General features: G+C 63.3%; 17 protein-coding genes. 15 read left to right on the top strand and 2 right to left on the bottom strand.

All coding sequences use genetic code 11. The features are described 5' to 3' along the window. Positions 1-69 precede the first annotated feature (69 nt). The 4 genes from BW970_RS14050 (at position 70) to BW970_RS14035 (ending at position 4362) form a co-directional block, all read left to right on the top strand. Positions 70-1569: a DUF2125 domain-containing protein gene (locus tag BW970_RS14050; RefSeq protein ID WP_159441444.1), complete on the top strand. Its 1500-nt coding sequence runs from the start codon at positions 70-72 to the stop codon at positions 1567-1569. Positions 1570-1694: 125 nt separating this feature from the next. Then, a complete protein-coding gene (locus BW970_RS14045) occupies positions 1695-3008 on the top strand; it encodes a TldD/PmbA family protein (protein WP_076532929.1) in 1314 nt (437 codons plus the stop codon). After that, entirely contained in the window at positions 2995-3783 is a 789-nt protein-coding gene (locus BW970_RS14040) for a 3'(2'),5'-bisphosphate nucleotidase CysQ (RefSeq protein WP_076532458.1), read from the top strand. Before BW970_RS14045 ends, BW970_RS14040 begins: the two co-directional genes overlap by 14 nt. A 111-nt stretch (positions 3784-3894) precedes the next feature. Continuing rightward, complete coding sequence (locus BW970_RS14035; protein ID WP_076532456.1) at positions 3895-4362, top strand: Hsp20 family protein; 468 nt, start codon at positions 3895-3897, stop codon at positions 4360-4362. Between the two features lie 221 nt (positions 4363-4583). On the opposite strand, the gene BW970_RS14030 is transcribed toward BW970_RS14035, so the two are convergent. Next, a complete protein-coding gene (locus tag BW970_RS14030) occupies positions 4584-4766 on the bottom strand; it encodes a DUF1674 domain-containing protein (RefSeq protein WP_076532454.1) in 183 nt (60 codons plus the stop codon). A 123-nt stretch (positions 4767-4889) separates the two neighbouring features. Here BW970_RS14030 and BW970_RS14025 point away from each other — a divergent pair, with 123 nt between their 5' ends. The 10 genes from BW970_RS14025 to BW970_RS13980 all read left to right on the top strand — a co-directional run bounded on the left by BW970_RS14025 (position 4890) and on the right by BW970_RS13980 (position 17680). Further along, complete coding sequence (locus tag BW970_RS14025) at positions 4890-6161, top strand: RsmB/NOP family class I SAM-dependent RNA methyltransferase (RefSeq protein ID WP_268235103.1); 1272 nt, start codon at positions 4890-4892, stop codon at positions 6159-6161. A 77-nt stretch (positions 6162-6238) separates the two neighbouring features. Next, the gene (locus BW970_RS14020) at positions 6239-7966 is read left to right on the top strand and encodes a heparinase II/III family protein (RefSeq protein WP_076532453.1); all 1728 of its coding nucleotides are present in this window, start codon (positions 6239-6241) and stop codon (positions 7964-7966) included. Positions 7967-7981: 15 nt separating this feature from the next. Continuing rightward, on the top strand, positions 7982-9568 hold the full coding sequence (purH, locus tag BW970_RS14015; protein WP_076532451.1) for a bifunctional phosphoribosylaminoimidazolecarboxamide formyltransferase/IMP cyclohydrolase: 1587 nt from the start codon (positions 7982-7984) through the stop codon (positions 9566-9568). Between the two features lie 64 nt (positions 9569-9632). Beyond that, positions 9633-10118 (top strand): signal peptidase II, encoded by a 486-nt coding sequence (lspA, locus tag BW970_RS14010; RefSeq protein WP_076532449.1) that lies wholly within the window; start codon positions 9633-9635, stop codon positions 10116-10118. A gap of 53 nt (positions 10119-10171) precedes the next feature. After that, positions 10172-10684, top strand: a complete 513-nt coding sequence (locus BW970_RS14005; RefSeq protein ID WP_076532447.1) for a DUF3035 domain-containing protein — start codon at positions 10172-10174, stop codon at positions 10682-10684. A gap of 82 nt (positions 10685-10766) precedes the next feature. Further along, the gene (locus tag BW970_RS14000; RefSeq protein ID WP_229740527.1) at positions 10767-12092 is read left to right on the top strand and encodes a M16 family metallopeptidase; all 1326 of its coding nucleotides are present in this window, start codon (positions 10767-10769) and stop codon (positions 12090-12092) included. Next, positions 12089-13387, top strand: coding sequence for a M16 family metallopeptidase (locus BW970_RS13995; protein ID WP_076532443.1), 1299 nt, complete (start codon positions 12089-12091; stop codon positions 13385-13387). The genes BW970_RS14000 and BW970_RS13995 overlap by 4 nt, the downstream gene beginning before the upstream one ends. A gap of 85 nt (positions 13388-13472) precedes the next feature. Beyond that, a complete protein-coding gene (mutL, locus tag BW970_RS13990; RefSeq protein ID WP_076532441.1) occupies positions 13473-15293 on the top strand; it encodes a DNA mismatch repair endonuclease MutL in 1821 nt (606 codons plus the stop codon). Further along, a complete protein-coding gene (locus BW970_RS13985; RefSeq protein WP_076532439.1) occupies positions 15290-16450 on the top strand; it encodes a DNA recombination protein RmuC in 1161 nt (386 codons plus the stop codon). The genes mutL and BW970_RS13985 overlap by 4 nt, the downstream gene beginning before the upstream one ends. A gap of 105 nt (positions 16451-16555) precedes the next feature. Further along, complete coding sequence (locus BW970_RS13980) at positions 16556-17680, top strand: alpha/beta hydrolase (RefSeq protein ID WP_076532437.1); 1125 nt, start codon at positions 16556-16558, stop codon at positions 17678-17680. A gap of 52 nt (positions 17681-17732) precedes the next feature. On the opposite strand, the gene BW970_RS13975 is transcribed toward BW970_RS13980, so the two are convergent. Beyond that, complete coding sequence (locus BW970_RS13975) at positions 17733-19988, bottom strand: NADP-dependent malic enzyme (protein WP_076532435.1); 2256 nt, start codon at positions 19986-19988, stop codon at positions 17733-17735. A gap of 114 nt (positions 19989-20102) precedes the next feature. Here BW970_RS13975 and mutS point away from each other — a divergent pair, with 114 nt between their 5' ends. After that, positions 20103-22781: a DNA mismatch repair protein MutS gene (gene mutS / locus BW970_RS13970; RefSeq protein ID WP_076532433.1), complete on the top strand. Its 2679-nt coding sequence runs from the start codon at positions 20103-20105 to the stop codon at positions 22779-22781. Positions 22782-22805 lie beyond the last annotated feature (24 nt).

Below are 22805 nucleotides of genomic sequence, written 5' to 3'. Positions count from 1 at the left end.
TTGACCGCCCCCGCGCCCGCTGGGATGCTTGGGACAAAGTGCATTTCACCGAAAGGCCCACAGATGTCGATGCTGCGTCAGATCCGATTGTCCGGGATTGTTGTTCTGGCAGGCGCATTGCCTGGCCATGCCCAGATCTCTGCCGAACAGGTGTGGACCATGTGGCAGGATCTGTCTGCCAACATGGGCTACAGCCTGACCGCCGAAACCCAGCGGCGCGACGGCGACAGGCTGGTGCTTGAACAAGTGCTGGCCGGCACCACCACCGACATTGCCACCTTGCGCTTGCCCATCGCAGAGATCCTCATGCGCGACCGCGGCGATGGAACGGTTGAGGTGACCATGTCGCCGTCGATCGAATTGACCATGCAGGTCAAGGAACCCGATGCCGACCCCGTCGACATGGCGATGCGCCTGGATCAGGAGGGCTATGTCGCCGTGGTTTCAGGCACGCCCGAAAGCCCCAAGGTGGACTTCACCGCAACCTCTTTGACCATGTCGCAGATCGCGCCCAAGGTCGATGGCAAGGAGGTTCCCATGACGATGTCCGCCATTCTGGGCGGTCTCAGGGGCAGCACCACACTGGACCGTAGCGCGGCCACCGATATCACCTATGACCTGACCGCCGAAACGCTGGACATCGGCGTCGATGCCACGAACCCGGAAACCGGCGGCACCATGCGCATGGAGGCGCGCGCGCAGTCGCTGTCGGGGAACTTTGCCGGCACCTTGCCCCAATCCATGCCGCAGGGGGCCGAGCTGCCCGTCTTGCTGAACGCAGGGCTTCGCGGAAACGGGGGGTACATCATCGGGCCGATGACCTTCGACTTTTCGATCGAGGAAGACGGCAATACCGCCAAGGCGCAAGGCACAGCCAGCAGCGCACAGGTGGACATCGGAATGGACCCGGCGGGCCTGCGCTATTCTGCCGGGGCAACCGGGCTGGATATCACCGCCTCGGGCAGCGCGATTCCCTTTCCGGATTTCCGCGTGACGGCCAGCGAATACAGGCTGGGCCTGACCCTGCCGCTGACAAAATCGGAAATACCCTCGGATTTCGGCCTTCTGCTGCGACTGGCCGATCTGACACTGCCCGAAGGCGTCTGGGCGATGATCGACCCTCAGGGCCGACTGTCGCGCGACCCTGCCACGGTGGAGGTTGATGCAACCGGCAAGGCCACCTTGTTCGAGGATCTGACCAGTCAGGCCGCACAGGAACCCGGTGCCACCATCGGTCAGTTCGATGCGCTGACGATCAACAGATTGCAGGCAAAGGCGGCGGGCGCGGAACTGACCGGCCAGGGTGCCTTTATCTTTGACAACTCCGACATGCAGACCTTTCCCGGCATACCCCGCCCCGCCGGCACAGCAGAGCTGACGCTGACAGGTGGGAATGCCCTGCTGGACAATCTGCTCGCATTGGGGCTGGTACCACAGGATCAGTTGATGGGCTTTCGGATGATGCTGGCACTGTTCACCCGACCGGGCGAGGGGCCAGACACGCTGACCTCGAAGATCGAGATGACGCCAGAGGGCCAGATCCTCGCGAACGGCCAGCGGATCCAGTAACGCCGCTGGACAGCAGGGGGGCGGCGCGCTACCTCAGGGCGCGACCCATCAGGAAAGGCCCGCCCTTGCCCGACACGCGCGATACCGCCCTGAACCCCGCTGTTCTTGAACGGCTGACCCAACAGATGCTGGACGCGGCCCGCAAGGCTGGCGCGGATACCGCCGATGCCGTGGCGGTTGCCGGGCAGTCGGTATCCATTGATGTTCGGGGCGGCAAACTGGAACAGGCCGAACGCGCCGAAGGCGTGGACATCGGCCTGCGTGTCTTGATCGGACGCCGGCAGGCCTGTGTCTCGGCCTCTGACATTTCGGAAGCCGTGATCGCCGGGCTGGCCGAACGGGCCGTCGCCATGGCACGGGAGGCGCCCGAAGACCCGACCGCTGGCCTGGCAGATCCGGATCAACTGGCGCGGGGATGGGATCTTGCGGCGCTGGAAATGCTGGATCCGGCGCCAGAGCCGACCGCAGCGGCCTTGCAGGACGACGCATTGCGCGCAGAGGCGGCAGCCCTGTCGCAGACTGGCATCAGCCAGGTGGACAGCGCCTCGGCCAGCTACTCGCGCCGCGCGTTCCACATGGCGGCAAGCAATGGCTTTTCCGGCGGCTATGGTCGCACCGGTCGCGCCATTTCCTGCGTTGCGATCACCGGCAAGGGTGGCGCGATGGAACGGGACTATGCCGGTGAATCGCGCGCCTGGGCAGCCGATCTACCGACTCCAGAAAGTGTGGGCTTGCTGGCGGCACGGCGAACGCTGGACCGCGCTGGTGCGCGCAAACCGCCAACCGGCAGTTACTCCGTCCTTTTTGACGAACGGATCGCAAGCTCGCTGATCGGGCATCTTCTGAATGCGATCAACGGCACTGCGATTGCCCGCGGCGCCAGTTTCCTGCGCGACGCGATGGGCCAGCCGGTACTGCCGGATGGTATCGACCTGATCGAGGATCCCCATCGCCCGCGTGTTGCCGGTTCACGCCCGTTCGATGGCGAGGGGCTGGCCACGATGCGCCGGGCACTGGTTCAGGGCGGTATCCTGCAAAGCTGGGTGCTGGATCTTGCCACTGCGCGCAAACTCGGCCTGCACAGCACGGCCAGCGCCGCCCGCGGAACCGGCGGTCCGCCAGCACCAAGCCCCGGCAATGTCGCGCTGACCCAAGGCCAGGCCAGCCGCGACGACCTGATCCGGGATATGGGGCGCGGTCTGTTGGTAACGTCGATGATCGGGGCGACGATCAACCCGAACACCGGCGACTATTCGCGCGGCGCTACCGGCTTCTGGGTGGAAAATGGTCAGATCGCCTATGCGGTCAACGAATGCACCATCGCCGGAAATCTGCGCGAGATGCTGCGCCGGATCATACCTGCGAATGACGCCCGCCCACATCTGTCCACCGTGGTTCCCAGCCTGCTGGTCGAAGGAATGACGCTTGCGGGCGCCTGACGTTGATCTGGCACTGCTTTGCGCCGCGGTGCAGGAGGCAGGCGAGATCGCCATGCGCTTTTGGCGGCGCAAACCTGCGCACTGGGACAAACCCGACAACGGCGGCCCGGTGTCCGAGGCGGATCTGGCCGTGAATGAGCGGTTGCACCGGCTATTGCGTGACGCGCGCCCCGATTATGGCTGGCTTTCCGAGGAAAGCACCGACGGGCCAGAGCGGTTGAAAGCCCCCCGCTGCTTCATCGTGGATCCGATCGACGGAACACGGGGGTTCATCAATGGTGAGGACACTTTCTCGATCGTGGCCGGAATTTCCGAAGGCGGGCGCATGATCGCGGGGGCGGTCTGGTTGCCGGCTCTGGAAAGGCTCTATTCGGCGCATAGCGACGGAGTTGCGCTGTTCAACGGCACGCCGATACAGGCCAGCACCACGGCGCAGCCCGATGGTGCCCGTGTGTTGACCACCGCGCCCAACATGGCCGCCAGCCACTGGCCAGGGGGTATCCCGGACCTCAAGCGCAGCTTCCGCCCGTCGCTCGCCTATCGGATATGTCTGGTGGCCGAGGGCCGACACGACGCGATGATCACGTTCCGCCCGGCCTGGGAATGGGACATTGCCGCAGCAAGTCTGATCGCGGAACGCGCTGGCGCTTGCGTGACCGATGCGCGGGGCGGGGCGCTGCGGTTCAACGGCCCTGACCCGCGCGCTCAAGGCGTCATCGCTGCGCCCCCTACCCTGCACAGCGCCCTGATCGCGCGGACCCGCTCTCCCTCTTGAAACGGGCGCAAAGGCATCCCAATTCATCAGTATCCGGGCGCCAGTATCGGGCCCGGTCAACCTGCCTTGCCCCGACGGGAAGGCATCTGACATCGCTCAAAGAGGATGACCATGCGCAATTTCGATCTTGCCCCGCTGTATCGCGCCACTGTCGGTTTTGACCGTATCGCCGACCTGATGGACAGGGCCATGGTTGGCGACACCGCCACCACCTACCCGCCTTACAACATCGAGAAAACCGCCGATCATGCCTATCGGATTTCTATCGCGGTGGCGGGCTTTGCCCCCGATGAACTCTCGGTCGAGGTCAAGGAGAACACCCTTCACGTTGCCGCCCGCAAGGCGCCTGAGGCGACGGATCGCACCTATCTGCATCGCGGGATTGCCACCCGTGCATTCGAACGCCGCTTTGCCCTGGCCGACCATGTGAAGGTCTCGGGCGCCGCGCATGAAAACGGCATGCTCCACATTGATCTGGTCCGCGAAACCCCCGAGGCGCTGAAGCCTCGCCGCATCGAGATTGTTCGCGGAAACAGTGTCGAAGCGCAGGCGATTCCGGCCGAGACCATCGACGCCTGACCAGCCGTCGGGCAGATATGACGAAAGGGGCGCGGGATATTTCCCGTGCCCCTTTGATATTGCGGGCACGCCATGGCAAGGCCCGTTCATGGCGCCATGAAAAAACCGTCCCGGATACGCGCGGCAAGACCACCCAGATCTCTGCGCCGGGGATACGCAGGGGCAGGACGGACAAGGATCCGGTCCTGCGTCAGGGCGCGTAGCGGCGTCCGGATTTCCTGTCAGAAATCAATCGCCAGCCCCTTTTTCTCCCAGTCGCCATAGCGCACCGGCTCGGGGCCATCACGCCCCCCTAGCTCTGGCGGCAAGACCACCTCGCTCGCCTTGCGGCGGCGTTCTTCGGCCTCGGCCAGCGCGCGCAAGGCAGCCGGGGGCAGATCGGGATGCAGAGCTTCGTCAGACATGTGCTTTCCCTTCGGAAGGTCTAACGGTTATATCCCGTCTGATCCGCCAGACAAGCGGCGGGCGCGGTATTGGGCAGGCGTTTGACCCTAGCCGCTTAGGCACCTGAACGAAAGGAAGTGGATGTGTCCGAAGGTTTGGCAGCGCGGCGCGCGGCAGTGGCCCTGCTGCTGGAAGCAACCGGCAGTGGCCGTCTGCTATCGGACATCCTTGCAGATCCAACGGGCCCGTTGGCCGGGCTGAACGGTCCCGACCGTGCACGCGCGCAACGCCTGACACTTGCCACGCTGCGCCGCATCCAACCGGCAGATGCCACGATCGCACCTCACATCCGACGCACTCCGGCGCCCCTGGTTCTGGCCGTGTTGCGGCTGGCCGTCGCCGAACTTGCCGAGCGGCCACAGGATGCACATGGCATTGTATCCGAGGCGGTGACTTTGGTGCGCTCCGATCCGAAATCGACCCAGGCGTCAGGCTTCGTCAATGCCGTCTTGCGACGCATCTCAGCCGCGCCGGTGACGCTGGAAACCCAGCGCTTGCCCGTCTGGCTGCGCAGGCCGCTTGTTCAACGGTTCGGAAAAGCCACCGTCAAGGCGATCGAGGCCGCGCATCTTGCCGGGCCGATGCTGGATCTGACGGTCAGGCATTCGGCAGACACCGCGCTCTGGGCCGACAGGCTGGGCGCCGAAGTTCTGCCCGGTGGCAGCCTGCGTCTGGCGCCGGGCGTTCAGGTCACCGCCCTGCCCGGCTACGAAACCGGCGAGTGGTGGGTGCAGGACGCCGCCGCAGCCATTCCGGCCCGCGTCCTGGCTGTGCAGCCTGGCGAATCGGTCCTCGACATGTGCGCCGCGCCGGGCGGCAAGACACTGCAACTGGCCGCTGCGGGGGCGCGGGTCGTGGCGCTGGATGCTTCGGGTGCGCGAATGGAACGGGTGCGCGAGAACCTTGCCCGCACCGGGTTGCAGGCCGAGTTGGTGGTGGCCGATGCGCTGGAATGGCAGGGGGCTACCGGATTTGACGCCATCCTGCTGGATGCGCCATGCAGCGCCACCGGCACGATCCGGCGGCACCCGGAATTGCCGTTCGTGAAGGATCCCGCAGATCTGCCCGGTCTTGTCGCATTGCAATCCGCACTGATCGACCGCGCGATCGCGCTGCTGAGGCCGGGCGGGCGGCTGGTGTACTGTACCTGCTCGCTATTGCCAGACGAGGGCGAAAACCAGATGGCCGCCGCACTGGATCGACACCCGCAGATGGCCCGCGACCAAAAGGCGGTGGCAGGCTGGCCGGGGAACTGGGACGCCAAAGGCGGTGGCCTGCGAATCCGGCCCGACCACTGGGCGGAGAGGGGTGGTCTGGACGGCTTTTTCATCGGGGCGATGCGGAAATCCGCGTAATGCGCAGGCCGGGGTGACAGTGCGCCGCGCCGTCGCTATGGTTCGCGCCGGGCCCCCCCGGAAACAGGCGCCGGAGCATGGCAGAAACAACAACGCAGCCCCTTGAACCCGACCGCACTCCGCGCTTGGCTGATCGCTTTGCGGCATGGCGCGCGGGCTTTGCCCGGCCGGCGGCGGCCTTTGTTTCGCAGCCAGAGCCGCGCAGCATCGGCATGGTGGCAAGGGGGCGCCAGCTTGCCGCCGGAAACCTGCTTCTGGGCGGCGTTCTTGTTGAAGCAAAGGGGCGCAGCCTGTGGGAGGCGATGCCACCGGATCCCAGCTTTGCAGAGGCGGCTCATGGCTTCACCTGGCTGGATGATCTGGCGGCAGCCGGTGATCTGGCTGCTCGTACGCGCGCGCAGGACTGGGTGTTCCAGTGGATCGCCACATATGGGCGCGGCACGGGCACGGGCTGGACCCCTGATCTGACGGGGCGACGGGTAATCCGTTGGATCAACCATGCGCTGATGCTGCTGTCCGGCAAGGAACGCCCTGAAAGCGATGCCTTTTTCGCCGCGCTGACACGTCAGACCGTCTATCTTTCCTATCGCTGGAAAGCCGCGCGGCCCGGCCTTCCGCGGTTCGAATCCCTTTCCGGGCTGGTCTGTTCCGGCCTTGCGCTAACGGGGATGGAGCGGTTGACCGGCCCGGCGCTGGCCGCGCTGGCACGCGATTGCGCCACGGAAATCGACGGCGAAGGCGGGATCCCGACCCGCAATCCCGAAGAGCTTCTGGAGGTCTTCACCCTGCTCAACTGGACTTCCCAGACGCTGCAAGAGTCCGGTCGCACACCCCCGGCCGAGTTGACGACGGCCATCGCACGAATTGCCCCCACACTGCGCGCGTTGCGGCATTCGGATGGCGGGCTGGCGCGGTTCCATGGCGGTGGGCGTGGCCTTGAGGGACGTCTGGATCACGCACTGGCGCAATCGGGAATCAAGCCGATGGTGATCCGGGGCCTGGCCATGGGCTTTGCCCGCCTGTCTTCGGGGCGGACCACGGTGATCATCGACGCCAAGGCCCCACCCGAAGGCCGCGCCTCGGTTGCCGCACATGCCTCGACGCTGGCATTCGAAATGACGTCAGGGCGACGGCCGGTGATCGTGTCATGCGGGTCCGGTGCACCGTTCGGTGCCGAATGGCGGCGGGCGGGCCGGGCAACGGCCAGCCATTCGACCCTGGCCATCGACGGATATTCGTCCAGCCGGCTGGGTCAGGGCGAGCGTCTGACAGATCGGGCGCATGTCGTACCTGCGCGCATGACCCAGGGGCCCGAAGGGCAGGCACTGCTGATCGGGCATACCGGCTGGGCCGCGACCCATGGCCTTAGCCACATGCGGGGGCTGGAACTGTCGCCCGATGGCCGCGCCCTGATGGGGCAGGATACGCTGGGCGCGCTGACGGGCGCAGAACGGCGGCGGTTCGATGCCGTCATGTCCTCTGTCAAGTTGCAGGGCGTGGCGTTCTCTATCCGGTTCCATCTGCACCCAGATGTCGATGCCCAGATTGACCTTGGCGGTGCCGCAATCTCGCTTGGGCTGCGCTCGGGGGAAATATGGGTGTTTCGCCATGATGGCGTGGCAACCTTGTCCCTTGAACCGTCGGTATACTTGGAAAAGGGCCGCCTTAAGCCGCGTGCGACAAAACAGATCGTCCTTTCTGCCCGAGTTCTTGATTATGCGACCGAGGTGGGCTGGACCTTGGCGAAGGCACAGGATACGCCGCTCGCCATCCGCGATCTCGAACGGGACGAGCCGCCCGTCTGACAGAAAGGCACCACGATGACCGATCTTGTTCCCATTGGCCGTGCGTTGATTTCGGTGTCCGACAAGGAGGGGCTGATCGAGTTTGCCCGCGCCCTGGCCGGATATGGAGTTGAACTGATCTCGACCGGCGGCACATCGCTTACGCTGCGCGCGGCGGGCCTGAAGGTGCGCGACGTTTCGGATGTGACCGGATTTCCCGAGATGATGGATGGCAGGGTCAAGACGCTGCATCCGATGGTACATGGCGGTTTGCTGGCACTGCGCGACGATGACGAACATCTGGTGGCCATGGCCGCGCACGGGATAGAGCCGATCGACCTGCTGGTCGTGAACCTCTACCCGTTCGAGGCGACCGTGGCCCGCGGCGCCTCGTATGACGATTGCATCGAGAATATCGACATCGGCGGACCGGCCATGATCCGGGCCGCATCGAAGAACCACAAATTCGTGACGGTCGTCACCGACCCCGAGGACTATGCCGCGCTTCTGGACGAGATGAAGCGCAATGACGGTGCCGCCTCGCTGGCATTCCGCAAACATCAGGCACAGATCGCCTATGGACGGACAGCAGCCTATGACGCGGCGGTTTCCGGCTGGATGGCCGATGCCATTGGCGAAGAAGCCCCTCGGCGGCGTGCCTTTGCCGGGACGCTTGCGCAGGGTTTGCGCTATGGCGAGAATCCGCACCAATCGGCAGCCTTCTATACCGACGGAACAAACCGCCCAGGTGTTGCAACTGCCAGGCAGTGGCAGGGCAAGGAGCTGAGCTACAACAATATCAACGATACGGATGCGGCTTTCGAACTGGTCGCCGATCTTGGCACCGACGAACCCGCCTGCGTGATCGTGAAACACGCCAACCCCTGCGGCGTTGCCAGAGGGGCGACGCTGGCCGACGCATATGCCCGCGCCTTTGACTGTGATCGCACCAGTGCCTTTGGCGGCATCATCGCGCTGAACCGGACCCTGGACGGTGCGACTGCGGAAAGGATCTCCGAGATCTTTACCGAGGTCGTGATTGCCCCCGAGGCGGACGAGGCCGCAAAGGCCGTGTTCGCCGCGAAAAAGAACCTGCGCCTGCTGACGACGGGCGGCCTGCCAGATCCCAGGGCCAAGGGCCTGGCGTTTCGTCAGGTGGCTGGCGGCCTTTTGGTACAGGACCGTGATTCGGGCCAGTTGGACCTGTCAGCCTTGAAGGTGGTGACAAAGCGCGCGCCGACCGACGCGGAAATGGCAGATTTGCTGTTCGCCTGGAAGGTTGCCAAACATGTGAAGTCGAATGCCATCGTCTATGTGAAGGACGGGGCGACTGTGGGTGTGGGTGCCGGACAGATGAGCCGCGTTGACAGCACCCGCATTGCCGCACGCAAAGCGCAGGACATGGCGGAGGTAATGGGCCTGGCCCAACCACTGACCAAGGGATCTGTGGTGGCCTCTGATGCGTTCTTTCCCTTTGCGGACGGCCTGCTGACGGCTGCCGAGGCGGGCGCGACCGCCGTGATCCAACCGGGCGGCTCGATGCGGGACGCCGAAGTGATCGCGGCCGCCGACGAAGCCGGATTGGCGATGGTCTTCACCGGAATGCGGCATTTCCGGCATTGAGCGCCGGGGGCATTTGCCCCCGCCCCCCCCAAAGGATACTTGGATCAGAGCGAAAGGAAGCAGGGTGAGGCTGGCAGGTCTGGTGGCCTTGGGTGTGTTCTTACTGGATCAGGCCAGCAAATACGCCGTGATCCATGCGATGGAATTGCACCGGCGTCTGGCAATAGATGTATGGCCGCCGTTCCTGAATTTTCGGATGGCCTGGAATCAGGGCGTGAACTTTGGCCTGTTTTCGGGCGAGGATGCCGCAACGAAATGGATCCTGATTGCCGTGTCACTGGCGATCTCGGCATGGGTCTGGATGTGGTCACGCAAGGAGGCGCATAGCCTGTACGTTCAGGTCTCTGCCGGGCTGATGATCGGCGGGGCGCTGGGGAATGTTCTGGATCGGCTGCTGTACGGGGCAGTTGCGGATTTCCTGAACATGTCCTGCTGCGGTTTCAGCAACCCGTTCTCGTTCAATGTCGCCGATATCTCTATCTTTGCCGGTGCGCTGGGACTTGCCCTGTTTTCGGGTCGGCCCGCACAGAAGCGTGGAAAGACCCCGTGACGACGGAACGGCATTGCGCTAAGACGGGGCATGACCCGCGGAAGGAGACTGAGATGGCGGCAGGAAAGGCTGTGGTGCTGATGGCGCTGACGACCGGGCTGCTGTTGTCGGCCTGTGGCGGATCTGATCAGAAGCTGATGAATCTGCGCTCTCCGCACGACGGGCCGGATGAGTTCGCCATTCTGCCGACGAAACCGTTGGAGATGCCGCAAGATTTCAGCCAGTTGCCGCCACCGGAACCAGGGGCGAAGAATCTGGTGGATCCCGCACCGCTGGATGACGCTGTCATTGCGCTGGGTGGCCGGCCGGGTGCTGGCGGGAACGATGCCGCTCTGGCATCTGCAACCGGGCGCTATGGCGTATCGGGCTCGATCCGGGAACAGCTCGCCGCGGAAGATTCTGAATTCCGCAGCCGCAATGGACCTCGCCTTCTGGAGCGGCTGTTCGGCAGTTCGACCTATCACCGTGTCTATGGCGATCAGGCCGTAGCTTCGGATGCAGAGCTGGAGCGGTGGCGCAGGGCGGGCGCACGCACACCTTCCGCACCGCCGGTATACGACCGCTAAGGCGGGCATCACATTCCTGTCGGCTGACTTGACCGCGCGTCGCGGACCTATAGCTTGCGCAGTGAACCTGCGGAGGCTGCCGATGCGTTTTTTGCTGACCTTTCTGATCCTGCTGTTACCGTTCTCTGCGGCTGCCGACGAACGGGTCAGCGCCTTCGCCCTGGACAACGGCTTGCAGGTGGTGGTGATCGAAGATCGCCGCGCACCAGTCGTGGTTCACATGGTCTGGTACCGCGTCGGTGCCGCTGACGAAACAAGCGGTGAATCCGGCCTGGCGCATTTTCTTGAGCACCTGATGTTCAAGGGCACCAAGACCATGGCCCCTGGCGAATTCTCGCAGCGGGTATCCGCGCAGGGTGGCAGCGACAATGCCTTTACCGCGTGGGACTACACTGCCTATTTTCAGCGTGTTGCTGCGGATCGGCTGGACATGGTCATGGGGATGGAAGCGGACCGGATGGTCAACCTGACCCTGGCGCAAGGCGATGTCGATACCGAACGGAATGTGGTACTGGAAGAACGGGCAACCCGCGTCGAAAGCGATCCGGGTGGCCTGTTCAGCGAACAGCGGCAGGCCACGATGTACCTCAACCATCCCTACGGGCGCCCCATAATTGGATGGCGGCACGAGATCGAGGCGCTAAGCCGCGACGCGGCGTTGAAATTCTACAAGGCGCATTATGCCCCGGACAATGCCATCCTTGTGGTTGCCGGAGACGTCACCCCAGACGAGGTGCGCGAGCTTGCGCAGCGGCATTACGGCCCAATCCCGGCGCATGGCGGGATCGGTGGCCGGGTTCGTCCGGCGGAGCCGCCGCAGATCGCGGAACGGCGCGTGGTCATGCAGGACGATCGGGTCGGCCAGCCCTATCTGGTGCGCAGCTATCTGGCGCCGTCACGTCAGACAGGGTCACAAGCAGACCCCGCAGCATTGGTGGTTCTGGCGCAACTTCTGGGTGGAGCAGGGCCGAATTCGGCGCTCAGTCGCGCGCTGCAATTCGATAGCAGACTCGCGGTTCAGACGAATGCCTACTACGATCCGACGGGCTATGACCATTCTACCCTGACCTTGATCGTCGTTCCCGCGCCGGGCATCACATTGGCCGAGGCGGAAACCGCGCTTGACGCGGTTCTGGAAGATTTCCTTGCGACTGGCGTGAACCCCGGCGACTTTTCCACCATCATGGCGCGCATCAAGGCGCAACAGATCTATGCGCAGGACAGCACCATGGGCGTAGCGCGGCGCTATGGGACTGCTTTGACAAGCGGATTGACGGTCGGTGACGAAATCGCATGGCCGGAGATTCTGCAATCCGTCACGCCGGATCAGGTAATGGAAGCCGCCCGCAAGGTTCTGGACCGTAAACAATCGACCACTGGCTGGCTGCGCAAGGACATTGACCAATGATCGCACGTCTTTTTGCCCTGTTTGCGCTTGTCGCCATGCCCGTCTCGGCCGAAGTGGCCGTGCAGGAAGTAACAACCGATGGCGGGCTGACGGCCTGGCTGGTCGAAGCGCCGGAAATCCCCTTTGTCGCGCTCGAAATTCGCTTTCGCGGCGGTACCTCGCTGGATGTACCGGGAAAAGAGGGCGCGGTATCGCTTATGGCGGGGCTCCTGGAAGAAGGCGCCGGCAACCTGGATGCGTTGGGCTTCGCCGCCGCGCGCGATGCCCTGGCTGCCAGCTATCGCTTTGGGGCAAGGACGGATTCGCTTTCCGTTTCTGCCCGGTTCCTGTCCGAGAACCGCGACGAAGCGGTTGACCTGCTGCGACTGGCGATGGTGGATCCAAGTTTCTCTGCCGATGCGGTGGAACGAGTCCGCGGGCAAATGCTGGCGGGTCTGCGCGCCGATGCGCAAGATCCTTCCGTTCTGGCGGGTATCGCATTTGCTCGTGCGGGCTTTGGCGACCACGTATATGCACGGCCATCCGATGGCACGCCCGAGAGCATCAGCGCGCTGACCGTGGACGACATTCGTGCCGCCCACAGGGCGACAATGGCAAGGGATCGTGCCTACATTGCTGCGGTGGGGGATATTTCGGCTGCGGATCTGGCACCCATCCTGGACAAGTTGCTGGGCGATCTGCCCGCCACCGGAGCGCCCTTGCCTGGGCCCGCCACGGTGGCGTTGGACGGGCAGGTCATAGTCGAGACTTTTCCCAGCCCGCAATCCGTAATCCTGTTCGGTCACGAAGGACTCCGCGAGGACGATCCCGATTTCTTCCCGGCTTTTGTCGTGTCGGAGATTCTGGGTGGCGGACGGTTCGGGACCAGATTGATGACAGAGGTCCGCGAAAAACGGGGTCTGACGTATGGGATAGGCGCGGGCTTGTCCATCATGGATCACGCGGCGCTTGTCACCGGTCAGGTTCAGACCGCAAATGGGACCGTCAAGGACACCATCGACGTCATCCGCGCAGAATGGGCACGCATTCCCGAAATCACACCAGAGGAACTGGAGGCGGCCAAGACCTATCTGACCGGGGCCTACCCGTTGCGCTGGGACGGCAATGCCAATATCGCGCGCGCGCTGGTCGGTCTGCAACTGAGCGGCTATCCGCGCGATTATCCGTCCAAACGCAACACCTATATCGAAGCCGTCACGCTGGAAGACGCCAACAGAGCCGCCCGGCGCGTATTCGATCCGGAAAGGTTGTCGTTTGTCGTCGTCGGAAACCCGGTTGGTCTGGGCAGTCCGTAACATCACATTGCCGCCCCGGATCACCAAGTCCAACGCTGTGGCTAGGCAGTGGCATCACAGGTCGGGCGCTGCTATATATGGAGGCATGAACGCTCAAGCCCCCCAGATGCGCCCGGTTATCCGGCAGTTGGACGAGTCCGCCATCAACCGCATCGCAGCGGGAGAGGTCGTGGAGCGCCCCGCTTCGGCGGTAAAGGAACTGGTGGAAAACGCGCTGGATGCTGGCGCGCGGCGTGTGGACATTGCCTATGCGCAGGGCGGCAAGGCGTTGGTCCGGGTCGCGGACGATGGCTTCGGGATGACCCAGCAGGATCTGCCGCTGGCGCTGACCCGTCATGCCACGTCCAAGATCGACGGAAGCGATCTGCTGAACATCCATACCTTCGGCTTTCGGGGCGAGGCGCTGCCCAGTCTTGGCGCGGTCGGGCGTCTGACGATCACCAGTCGCGTGCAGGGCGAAGATGCCGCAAGCCTTGCCATCTCTGGCGGCCGGTTGGGAGAGGTGCGGCCAGCCGCGCTGACACGTGGGACTGTCGTGGAACTCCGCGATCTGTTCTTTGCCACGCCCGCGCGATTGAAATTTCTCAGGTCGGATCGTGCCGAGGCCATGGCGATTGCCGATGTGATCAAGCGCCTCGCCATGGCAGAGCCCGAAGTATCCTTCACGCTCCGGGATGTGACGGGCGGCGGAGAGGGGCGGCTGGTGTTTCGCGCCGATGCCGAAACCGGCGATATGTTCGATGCGCTGCGCCGCCGGTTGGCGCGCGTCATTGGCCCGGACTTCTCAGAGAATGCCTTGCCGATCCAGGCGGAACGCGACGGAATCCGGCTGACAGGCTATGCCGCGCTGCCCACCTGGTCACGTGGCGCGGCTGTAGCACAGTTCCTGTTCGTCAACGGTCGGCCGGTGCTGGACAGGCTGTTGTTCAGCGCGTTGCGCGCGGCCTATGTGGACGTCCTTTCGCGGGATCGTCATCCGGGTGCTGCGTTGTTTCTGGACTGCGATCCCCAGCTGGTGGATGTGAACGTGCATCCGGCAAAGTCCGAAGTCCGTTTCCGCGACCCGACCGTCGCGCGCGGTCTGATCGTCACGGCGCTGCGGCACGCGCTGGCGGAAGCGGGGCACCGCGCGTCAACCACGGTCGCAGAGGCAACACTTGCAGCAATGCGACCCCAGAACATCGAGCCACCGCCAACCCCGGCGCGCGTCTACCAGATGGACCGGCCATCGTCCCAGACGCTCGCGCGCAGCGCCGCCTATCAGGCCCCAATCGGATTTTCAGAGCAGCCAACGGGCCGCATAGAGCCTGTTTTGCCTGTTTCGGGGGACCATCCGCTTGGGGCCGCACGTGCGCATCTGCACGAGAACTACATCATCGCTCAGACATCTGATGGTATTGTCATCGTCGATGCACATGCTGCGCATGAGCGGCTGGTGTATGAACGGCTCAAGACGCAGGCCCAAGGCACTGTGCCCTCCCAGGCACTACTGATACCTGACATCGTGGAACTTCCAGCCGATGAAGCATCACGGCTGATGGAATTGGCGCCAGAACTCGCGCGGCTTGGTCTGGTCATCGAACCGTTTGGCGGCGGTGCCGTCGCCGTCCGGGAAACCCCGGCCGTTCTGGGCCAGATCAACGCAGCAAAACTGTTGCATGACATCGTGGACGAGATCGCCGATCAGGGAACGGCAACGCTGCTGAACACGCGGATAGATGCCATTCTCAGCCGCATGGCCTGCCACGGGTCGGTTCGCACAGGGCGCCAGATGCGTGCCGACGAGATGAACGCCCTGCTGCGTGACATGGAAGCCACGCCAATGTCTGGCCAGTGCAATCATGGCCGCCCGACCTATGTCGAACTGAAGCTGTCCGACATTGAGCGATTGTTCGGGCGCACATGATTACAATAGGCGATCAGAGCTTTGCCCTGTCAGATTGGCAAATCCTTGCCGCGCTTGGCGGCGCGATCCTGCTTGTCCTGCTGATCCTGACCCTGCGGGCGGCGGGGCGCGCGGCGCGCATGGCGGAACCTCTGCGGGGCGATCTGGGCTGGCTTGCGCAAAGGGTTCAGGCGCTTGGTGATGGGCAGGAGCGTCTGGCAGGCGGCCTGGCGCATGTCTCCGAGACGCAAACCCAGGCCCAGACGGCCATGTTGAAGCTGATGGAGGCCCGGCTGTCCGAGGTCCAGCAACGCATAGGCGAGTCGCTCAATGGCTCGGCCACTCGGACCGCGCGGTCGCTGGGCGATTTGCAGCAACGACTGGAGACGATAGATCGCGCGCAGGCAAAGATCGAGAAGCTGTCCGGCGATGTTCTGTCGCTCCAGGACATCTTGTCGAACAAGCAGACGCGTGGCGCATTTGGCGAGATCCAACTGCATGATATCGTCCTGAAGGCGCTGCCCAGCGACAGCTACACGATGCAGGCAACGCTTTCGAACGGGAAAAGGGCAGACTGCCTGATCCACCTGCCCAAACCACCCGGCCCCATCGTTGTCGACAGCAAGTTTCCGCTGGAAGCCTACGAGGCTCTGCGCAATGCCAAGACACCGCAACAGCAAACCGAAGCGGCGCGAATGCTCAGAACGGCAGTTCGCGCCCATTTGCGCGCGATTGCCGAACGCTACATCATTGAAGGAGAGACGGCAGAGGGCGCCTTGATGTTCCTGCCATCCGAAGCGGTCTATGCCGAGCTTCACGCCAATTTCGCCGATGTTGTGCGGGAGGGTTTTGCGTTGCGGGTCTGGATCGTGTCTCCGACGACCTGCATGGCCGTGTTAAACACAATGCGCGCTGTCCTGAAGGACGCGCGTATGCGTGAGCAGGCAGGTGCGATCCGCAAGGAACTGGCCTTGCTCCATGCAGATGTCGAACGCCTTGGTACCCGCGTCGAGAATCTGGACCGGCACTTCAGTCAGGCCGCAAAGGACGTAGAGGAAATCCGCATTTCCGCAGACAAGGCCGGACGTCGTGCCCGACGGCTGGATGCCTTCGATTTTGAAGAGATCGGGCCAGAGCCCAATCCGGCCGAACCGATCGCACCGTTCAATGCACGTTGAGCCGATGTTTCACGGGAAACACTTCTGAACCGGCATGAGGCGGCGGCAGAGATCCGGCCTCAAGCCTGATTGACGAAGCGGCGGAACTTGAGGATCAATTGCGACATGCGGATCCTCCTCCTAGCAGCCCTCTCGATTGTTGCCCTGGCTGCCTGCGCGCCGCGAGGTTTGATCACCCTTGCCCCGGAAGCCGCAGCGGTCGGCGCTGTAGAGCGGATTTTCATCGGCAGCACGCGCCTGCCAGGGGATGACGCGGGGAATCCCTATTCACGCGGCCGCAGCTATATGACCCGGTTCGCGCGCTATGATGTCTCTATCCCCCCGGATCGCCAGCTTGGCTCCCTGCCCTGGCCGCCGCGCCATGGCCCGGCAGACCCATCGAAGCATATGCTGACGGTTGACCAAAAGAGCTATGAGACCGACGCGGCCTTTCGCACGGATTTGGCCAGAGAGTTGCGCCACACCCCGCCCGGCAAGCGCGAGGTCGTCGTGTACATTCATGGCTTCAATAATACCTTCGCCGAGAGCCTGTATCGCCTTGCGCAGTTGCAGCATGACATGGGACTGCCGGGCGTGCCTGTGCTGTATAGCTGGCCGTCTCGTGGCACGCCGCTGGGCTATGCCTACGACCGTGACTCCGCCCTGTTTGCCAGGGATGGGCTGGAGCGGCTGTTACAGGAGGTGTCGGCGGCAGGGGCCGATCAAATCCTCCTTGTCGCGCATTCCCTGGGTAGTGCGCTGACAATGGAGGCACTGCGCCAACTGGCAATCGGCCGCGATAGATCTGTGCTGCCTCGTGTCGGTGGGGTCATTCTGATCTCGCCTGACATAGACGTCGATGTGTTTCGGGCACAGGCGCAGGCGGTCGGCGTATTGCCACAGCCATTCGTGATCTTCACATCCTCCCGCGACAGGGCGCTCGGCCTATCTGCAAGACTGGCCGGAGAGACATCCCGCCTGGGCAATCTGGGCGATGTGCAGGCACTGGCGGGGCTCGAGGTCACATTACTGGAAGTCGGGGCATTCTCGACGGGCGATGGCCATTTCACTGCGGGCACGTCACCCAGCCTGATTCAGCTGCTCAATGGCATCGGTGATGTTGACGACGCGCTGGGACGCGACGCGGCAAGCCGCATAGGCCTGTTGCCCGGCGCAATATTGACTGTTCAGGGGGCAACCCGGATCATCCTGTCCCCGGTGGCCCTCATTGGAGAAGAACTGGCCAACTAGGCCAGTCTGCCAGGGCCCGCCAGGCGCATCGGCGCTGGCGGGCACATGGCATTCACCCCATCTTGCAGGCGGCCATGACCGCCATGTTCAGAATGTCGTTCACGGTCGCATTGGTCGAACAGATCTGGATGGGTTTCTTCACACCGGACAGAATTGGCCCGATCACCGTGGCCCCCGCCATTTCTTGCATCAGCTTGACCGAGATCGACGCCGAGTGCCGGGCGGGCACAACAAGGATGTTCGCTGGCCCACTCAGGCGGCAGAATGGATAATGCGCCATCTGATCCATGTTCAGAGCCACATCGACAGTCATTTCTCCTTCGTATTCGAAGTCAACCTTCATGTCGTCCAGGACTGTCGGCGCGCGATGCATCTTGGTGGCCCGCTCGCTGACAGGATACCCGAATGTCGAGAACGAGACAAAAGCGACGCGCGGTTCCAACCCAAGATTTCGGGCCACGCCCGCCGCCGCGATGGCGATTGTCGCCAGATCCCTTTCGTCGGGCCATTCATGGACCAGTGTGTCGGCAATCAGCACGATCCGGCCCTTGTGGAACAGCGCGGTAACCCCAACGGCACCATCCGCAGCCGTCGCGTCGAAAACATGGTTGATCAGGCTCAGCACATGGGCCGATTTTCGCGTAGCCCCCGTCACCAAGCCATCTCCGTGGCCGTGGGCCAGCATCAGCGATGCAAAGACATGCCTGTCGCGCGCGGCAAGGCGGTGGATATCCTGCCGGTCAAATCCCTGCCGCCGGAGCCGATGATACAGAAAATCCTTGTAGGTATCGAGATGGCGGGTATTGGCCGCGTTCACGACCTCCAGTTCACGGACGGCATCGGACAGCCCGGCGGCTTCGAGCTTGTCACGCACATCGGTGTCGCGCCCGACCACCAACGCCTTGCCCAATCCCGCACGTTGATAGGCGACGGCCGCCCTCAGCACGCGGGGATCATCGCCTTCGGCAAAGATCATCCGGGCCTGTGCCTGGCGTGCACGTGCGTGGACTCCTTGCAGGATGCTGGAGGTCGGATCCATCCGGCTTTTCAGGCTTTGCTCATAGGCCGCAAGGTCAATGATAGGACGGCGGGCGACGCCCGTGTCCATCCCCGCCTTGGCCACCGCCGGGGGGATCACATGGATCAGGCGGGGATCAAAGGGGGTGGGAATGATGTAGTCCCGCCCGAACGACAGCTTGCGGCCATAGGCCATCGCCACTTCGTCCGGCACATCCTCTCGCGCCAGCTTTGCCAGTGCCTGGGCACAGGCGATCTTCATTTCGTCATTGATCGCGCGGGCATGGATGTCCAAGGCGCCGCGAAACAGATAGGGAAAGCCCAGGACGTTGTTCACCTGGTTCGGGTAATCGCTGCGTCCCGTCGCCACGATGGCATCCGCGCGCACGGCATGGGCCTCTTCCGGAGTGATCTCCGGATCCGGGTTGGCCATCGCAAAGATCACCGGATTGTCTGCCATGCTGGCGACCATTTCGGCCGTAACGGCACCTTTGGCGGAAACACCCAGGAACACATCCGCCCCGACCATAGCCTCTTGCAGCGTCCGAAGATCGGTTTGCGCGGCATGTGCCGATTTCCACTGGTTCATCCCCTCGGTCCGGCCCTGGTAGACCACACCCTTGGTATCGCACATCAGGCAGTTCTCGTGCCGGGCGCCCATGGATTTCAGCAGTTCAAGGCACGCAATTCCCGCCGCCCCGGCCCCGTTCAGAACGATCTTCACATCCTGGATCTTCTTGCCCGAAATTTCGAGCGCATTGATCAGTCCCGCCGCACATATCACCGCCGTGCCATGCTGATCGTCATGGAACACCGGAATATCCATGATCTCCTTCAGGCGGCTCTCGATGATGAAGCATTCCGGCGCCTTGATATCTTCGAGGTTGATACCTCCGAATGTCGGGCCCATCAGGCTGACCGCCTTGATGATCTCGTCCGGGTCTTCGGTGTCCAGTTCGATGTCGATGGCGTTGACGTCGGCGAAGCGCTTGAACAACACTGCCTTGCCTTCCATCACGGGCTTGGAGGCCAGTGCACCCAGGTTACCAAGCCCGAGGATCGCCGTTCCGTTGGAAATCACCGCGACCATGTTGCCTTTGACGGTATAGTCGTAGGCTGTCTCCGGGCGCTCGGCAATCGCCTGGACGGGGACGGCCACACCCGGCGAATAGGCAAGGGACAGATCCCGCTGTGTCGCCATCGGGGTCGAGGCCACGATATCGTACTTACCTGGACGCGGTTCCAGATGATAGGCAAGCGCCTCTTCGGGCGTGATCTTCGTGCGGGTCATTCGGGCCTCCCTTTGCGCCCTAATACCGTTCCGGTCCGCGCGGAACAATGGATTTGCGGGCCTTTTCCCTTCGTGGCGTACGCGCTAGGTTCTGCGCCACGACAGGGGGACCGCATGACCGATACCGTTACGCCGATGATGGCCCAATATCTGGAGATCAAGGGCCAGCACGCGGACGCAATCCTGTTCTACCGTATGGGCGACTTCTACGAGATGTTCTTTGATGATGCGGTTCAGGCATCTGCCGCCCTGGACATCGCATTGACGAAACGCGGCCAACATCTGGGCGCCGACATCCCGATGTGCGGTGTGCCGGTTCATGCCGCCGAGGGCTATCTTCTGGCGCTGATCCGCAAGGGATTTCGCGTCGCAATCGCCGAACAGATGGAAGACCCGGCCGAGGCGAAAAAGCGCGGGTCGAAATCGGTCGTGCGACGCGATGTGGTGCGACTGGTCACGCCGGGAACCCTGACCGAAGATTCCTTGCTGGAAGCGCGGCGACACAACTATCTGGCGGCCTTTTCCGAAGTCCGAGACGCAGGCGCGTTGGCCTGGGTCGACATATCGACCGGCGAGATGCGGGTGATGCCCTGCCCTGCTGTCAGACTGGGACCGGAACTCGCCCGGCTTGCGCCGCGCGAGGTGCTGCTGTCCGAGACGCAGGCCGCCCTCTGTCCTGTTGTGACGGAGAGCGGCGCCGTCGACACCTTGCGGCCACGATCGGGCTTTGACAGTACCGGCGCCGAGCGGAGACTGTGCGGCTTGTGGTCGGTGTCCACGCTGGACGGTTTCGGCGCCTTTGATCGGGCCGAATTGTCTGCCATGGGCGCGCTTGTCGACTATCTGGATCTGACTCAACGTGGCCGCCTCCCACTGGTTCGACCTCCGGTCAGGGAACTTGCCGGCGGGCTCATGCAGATAGACGCGGCAACCCGGAGAAGCCTGGAGATTACTCATGGCAGCAATGGTGGCCGCGACGGATCGCTGTTGGCCACGGTAGATCGCACTGTGACCGCAGCAGGGGCAAGGCTGCTGGAAAGGCGGCTCTCGGGGCCGTCCAGAGACTTGAATCTGATCCGGCAGCGCCTGATCGCGGTGCGCAGCCTTGCCGAAAACGCGCGACTTCGCGACCAGCTTCGGACGTTGTTGAAGGCGGTACCGGATATGGAACGGGCACAGTCCAGGCTTGCCCTCGACAGGGGCGGGCCGCGCGATCTGGCGGCCATCAGGGACGGGCTGTATCATGCCGTCGAGATTGCGGACATACTGGCTGGCTGGCAGGACGCGCCGGTTTTGCTTGGCGAGGCGGCCAGGTCGCTGACCGGACACGACGCGCTTGTCTCGCTCTTGCGCTCTGCCGTTGTGAGTGATCCCCCGTTGCTGCTTCGTGACGGAGGTTTTGTTGCCAAGGGCTTCGACTCGGAACTCGACGAGACCCGCGCACTCAGGGACGAAGGGCGCGGCGTGATTGCGCGGATGCAGGCCGACTATGCGGTAGAAACCGGAATACAAACCCTGAAGATCAAGCACAACAATGTGTTGGGCTATTTTATCGAAGTGACGGACAGACATGCAGAGCGGATGATGACCCCGCCGCTGTCGGAGCGATACATTCACCGTCAAACCACTGCCAATCAGGTGCGTTTCACGACTGTCGCACTGTCTGCACTGGAAACCCGTATCCTGAATGCGGCGAGCCACGCCCTGCAACTGGAGCGCGGCCATTTCCAGTCGCTGCAATCCACGGTGCTTGCCAGTTCTGGCGCAATCGCCCAAACCTCACGCGCACTGGCAGAGATCGACGTCGCCTGTGCCCTGGCCGATCTGGCAATAGCAGAGCACTGGTGCGAGCCGATTGTGGACGACAGCCATGCGTTCGAGATCAGCGGCGGCCGGCACCCTGTTGTGGAGCGCGCCTTGCGCCGTGCCGGGGAGCCATTTGTCGCCAACGATTGCCTTTTGTCCACGGGCGAGTCTCCGGCAATATGGTTGCTGACCGGGCCGAATATGGCCGGTAAATCCACATTCCTGCGACAAAACGCGCTGATTGCCGTGCTCGCACAGGCCGGCAGTTTCGTGCCCGCCGACTCGGTGCGGATCGGCCTTGTCAGCCAGTTGTTCAGCAGAGTCGGCGCGTCGGACGATCTTGCACGCGGGCGCTCGACATTCATGGTCGAAATGGTCGAGACCGCTGGCATTCTAAATCAGGCAGATGCGCGGGCGCTGGTCATTCTGGATGAGATTGGTCGCGGAACCGCAACCTATGACGGGCTTTCGATTGCATGGGCTGTTCTGGAACACCTGCATGACACGAACCGCTGCCGCGCGTTGTTTGCAACGCATTATCACGAAATGACCACCCTAGCCGGCCGTCTGAAGGCCGTCGAGAATGCGACGGTAAGCGTCAAGGAATGGCAAGGAGAGGTCATCTTCCTTCACGAGGTCCGCAAGGGGGCCGCTGATCGGTCGTACGGTGTGCAGGTTGCGCGCCTGGCAGGGTTGCCGTCGTCTGTGGTGGATCGGGCACGGGTGGTGCTTGAGGCTCTGGAAAAGGGCGAGCGGGAAGGCGGGAGGACGCGGACCATGGCGCTGATCGACGATCTGCCGCTGTTCTCGGCCGCCTCCGCAGCCGCGCCGCGCACGGCGGCGGCCCCCCCTTCGCAAGTCGAAGATCGCCTGCACAAGATCAATGTAGACGACCTATCACCCCGGCAGGCGCTGGAACTTCTGTATGAGCTTCGCGGTTTGATGGCAAAGCCGGATCAGACTCCGGCCCCACCCTCTTCAAGATGATCCACCTGGCGATTGCGCGTCAAC

Source organism: Gemmobacter megaterium, from assembly GCF_900156815.1.
GTDB lineage: Bacteria > Pseudomonadota > Alphaproteobacteria > Rhodobacterales > Rhodobacteraceae > Wagnerdoeblera > Wagnerdoeblera megaterium.
The sequence above is the reverse complement of the archived record's forward strand: the minus strand, read 5'-3'. Positions and strand labels throughout refer to the sequence as shown.

Coding starts and splice junctions, on each gene's coding strand:
- mutL (WP_076532441.1), top strand. CDS start 13,473: ATGAACGCTCAAGCCCCCCAGATGCGCCCGGTTATCCGGCAGTTGGAC.
- BW970_RS13985 (WP_076532439.1), top strand. CDS start 15,290: ATGATTACAATAGGCGATCAGAGCTTTGCCCTGTCAGATTGGCAAATC.
- BW970_RS14000 (WP_229740527.1), top strand. CDS start 10,767: ATGCGTTTTTTGCTGACCTTTCTGATCCTGCTGTTACCGTTCTCTGCG.
- BW970_RS14035 (WP_076532456.1), top strand. CDS start 3,895: ATGCGCAATTTCGATCTTGCCCCGCTGTATCGCGCCACTGTCGGTTTT.
- purH (WP_076532451.1), top strand. CDS start 7,982: ATGACCGATCTTGTTCCCATTGGCCGTGCGTTGATTTCGGTGTCCGAC.
- BW970_RS14020 (WP_076532453.1), top strand. CDS start 6,239: ATGGCAGAAACAACAACGCAGCCCCTTGAACCCGACCGCACTCCGCGC.
- BW970_RS13980 (WP_076532437.1), top strand. CDS start 16,556: ATGCGGATCCTCCTCCTAGCAGCCCTCTCGATTGTTGCCCTGGCTGCC.
- mutS (WP_076532433.1), top strand. CDS start 20,103: ATGACCGATACCGTTACGCCGATGATGGCCCAATATCTGGAGATCAAG.
- BW970_RS13975 (WP_076532435.1), bottom strand. CDS start 19,988: ATGACCCGCACGAAGATCACGCCCGAAGAGGCGCTTGCCTATCATCTG.
- BW970_RS14005 (WP_076532447.1), top strand. CDS start 10,172: ATGGCGGCAGGAAAGGCTGTGGTGCTGATGGCGCTGACGACCGGGCTG.
- BW970_RS14050 (WP_159441444.1), top strand. CDS start 70: ATGCTGCGTCAGATCCGATTGTCCGGGATTGTTGTTCTGGCAGGCGCA.
- BW970_RS14045 (WP_076532929.1), top strand. CDS start 1,695: ATGCTGGACGCGGCCCGCAAGGCTGGCGCGGATACCGCCGATGCCGTG.
- BW970_RS13995 (WP_076532443.1), top strand. CDS start 12,089: ATGATCGCACGTCTTTTTGCCCTGTTTGCGCTTGTCGCCATGCCCGTC.
- BW970_RS14030 (WP_076532454.1), bottom strand. CDS start 4,766: ATGTCTGACGAAGCTCTGCATCCCGATCTGCCCCCGGCTGCCTTGCGC.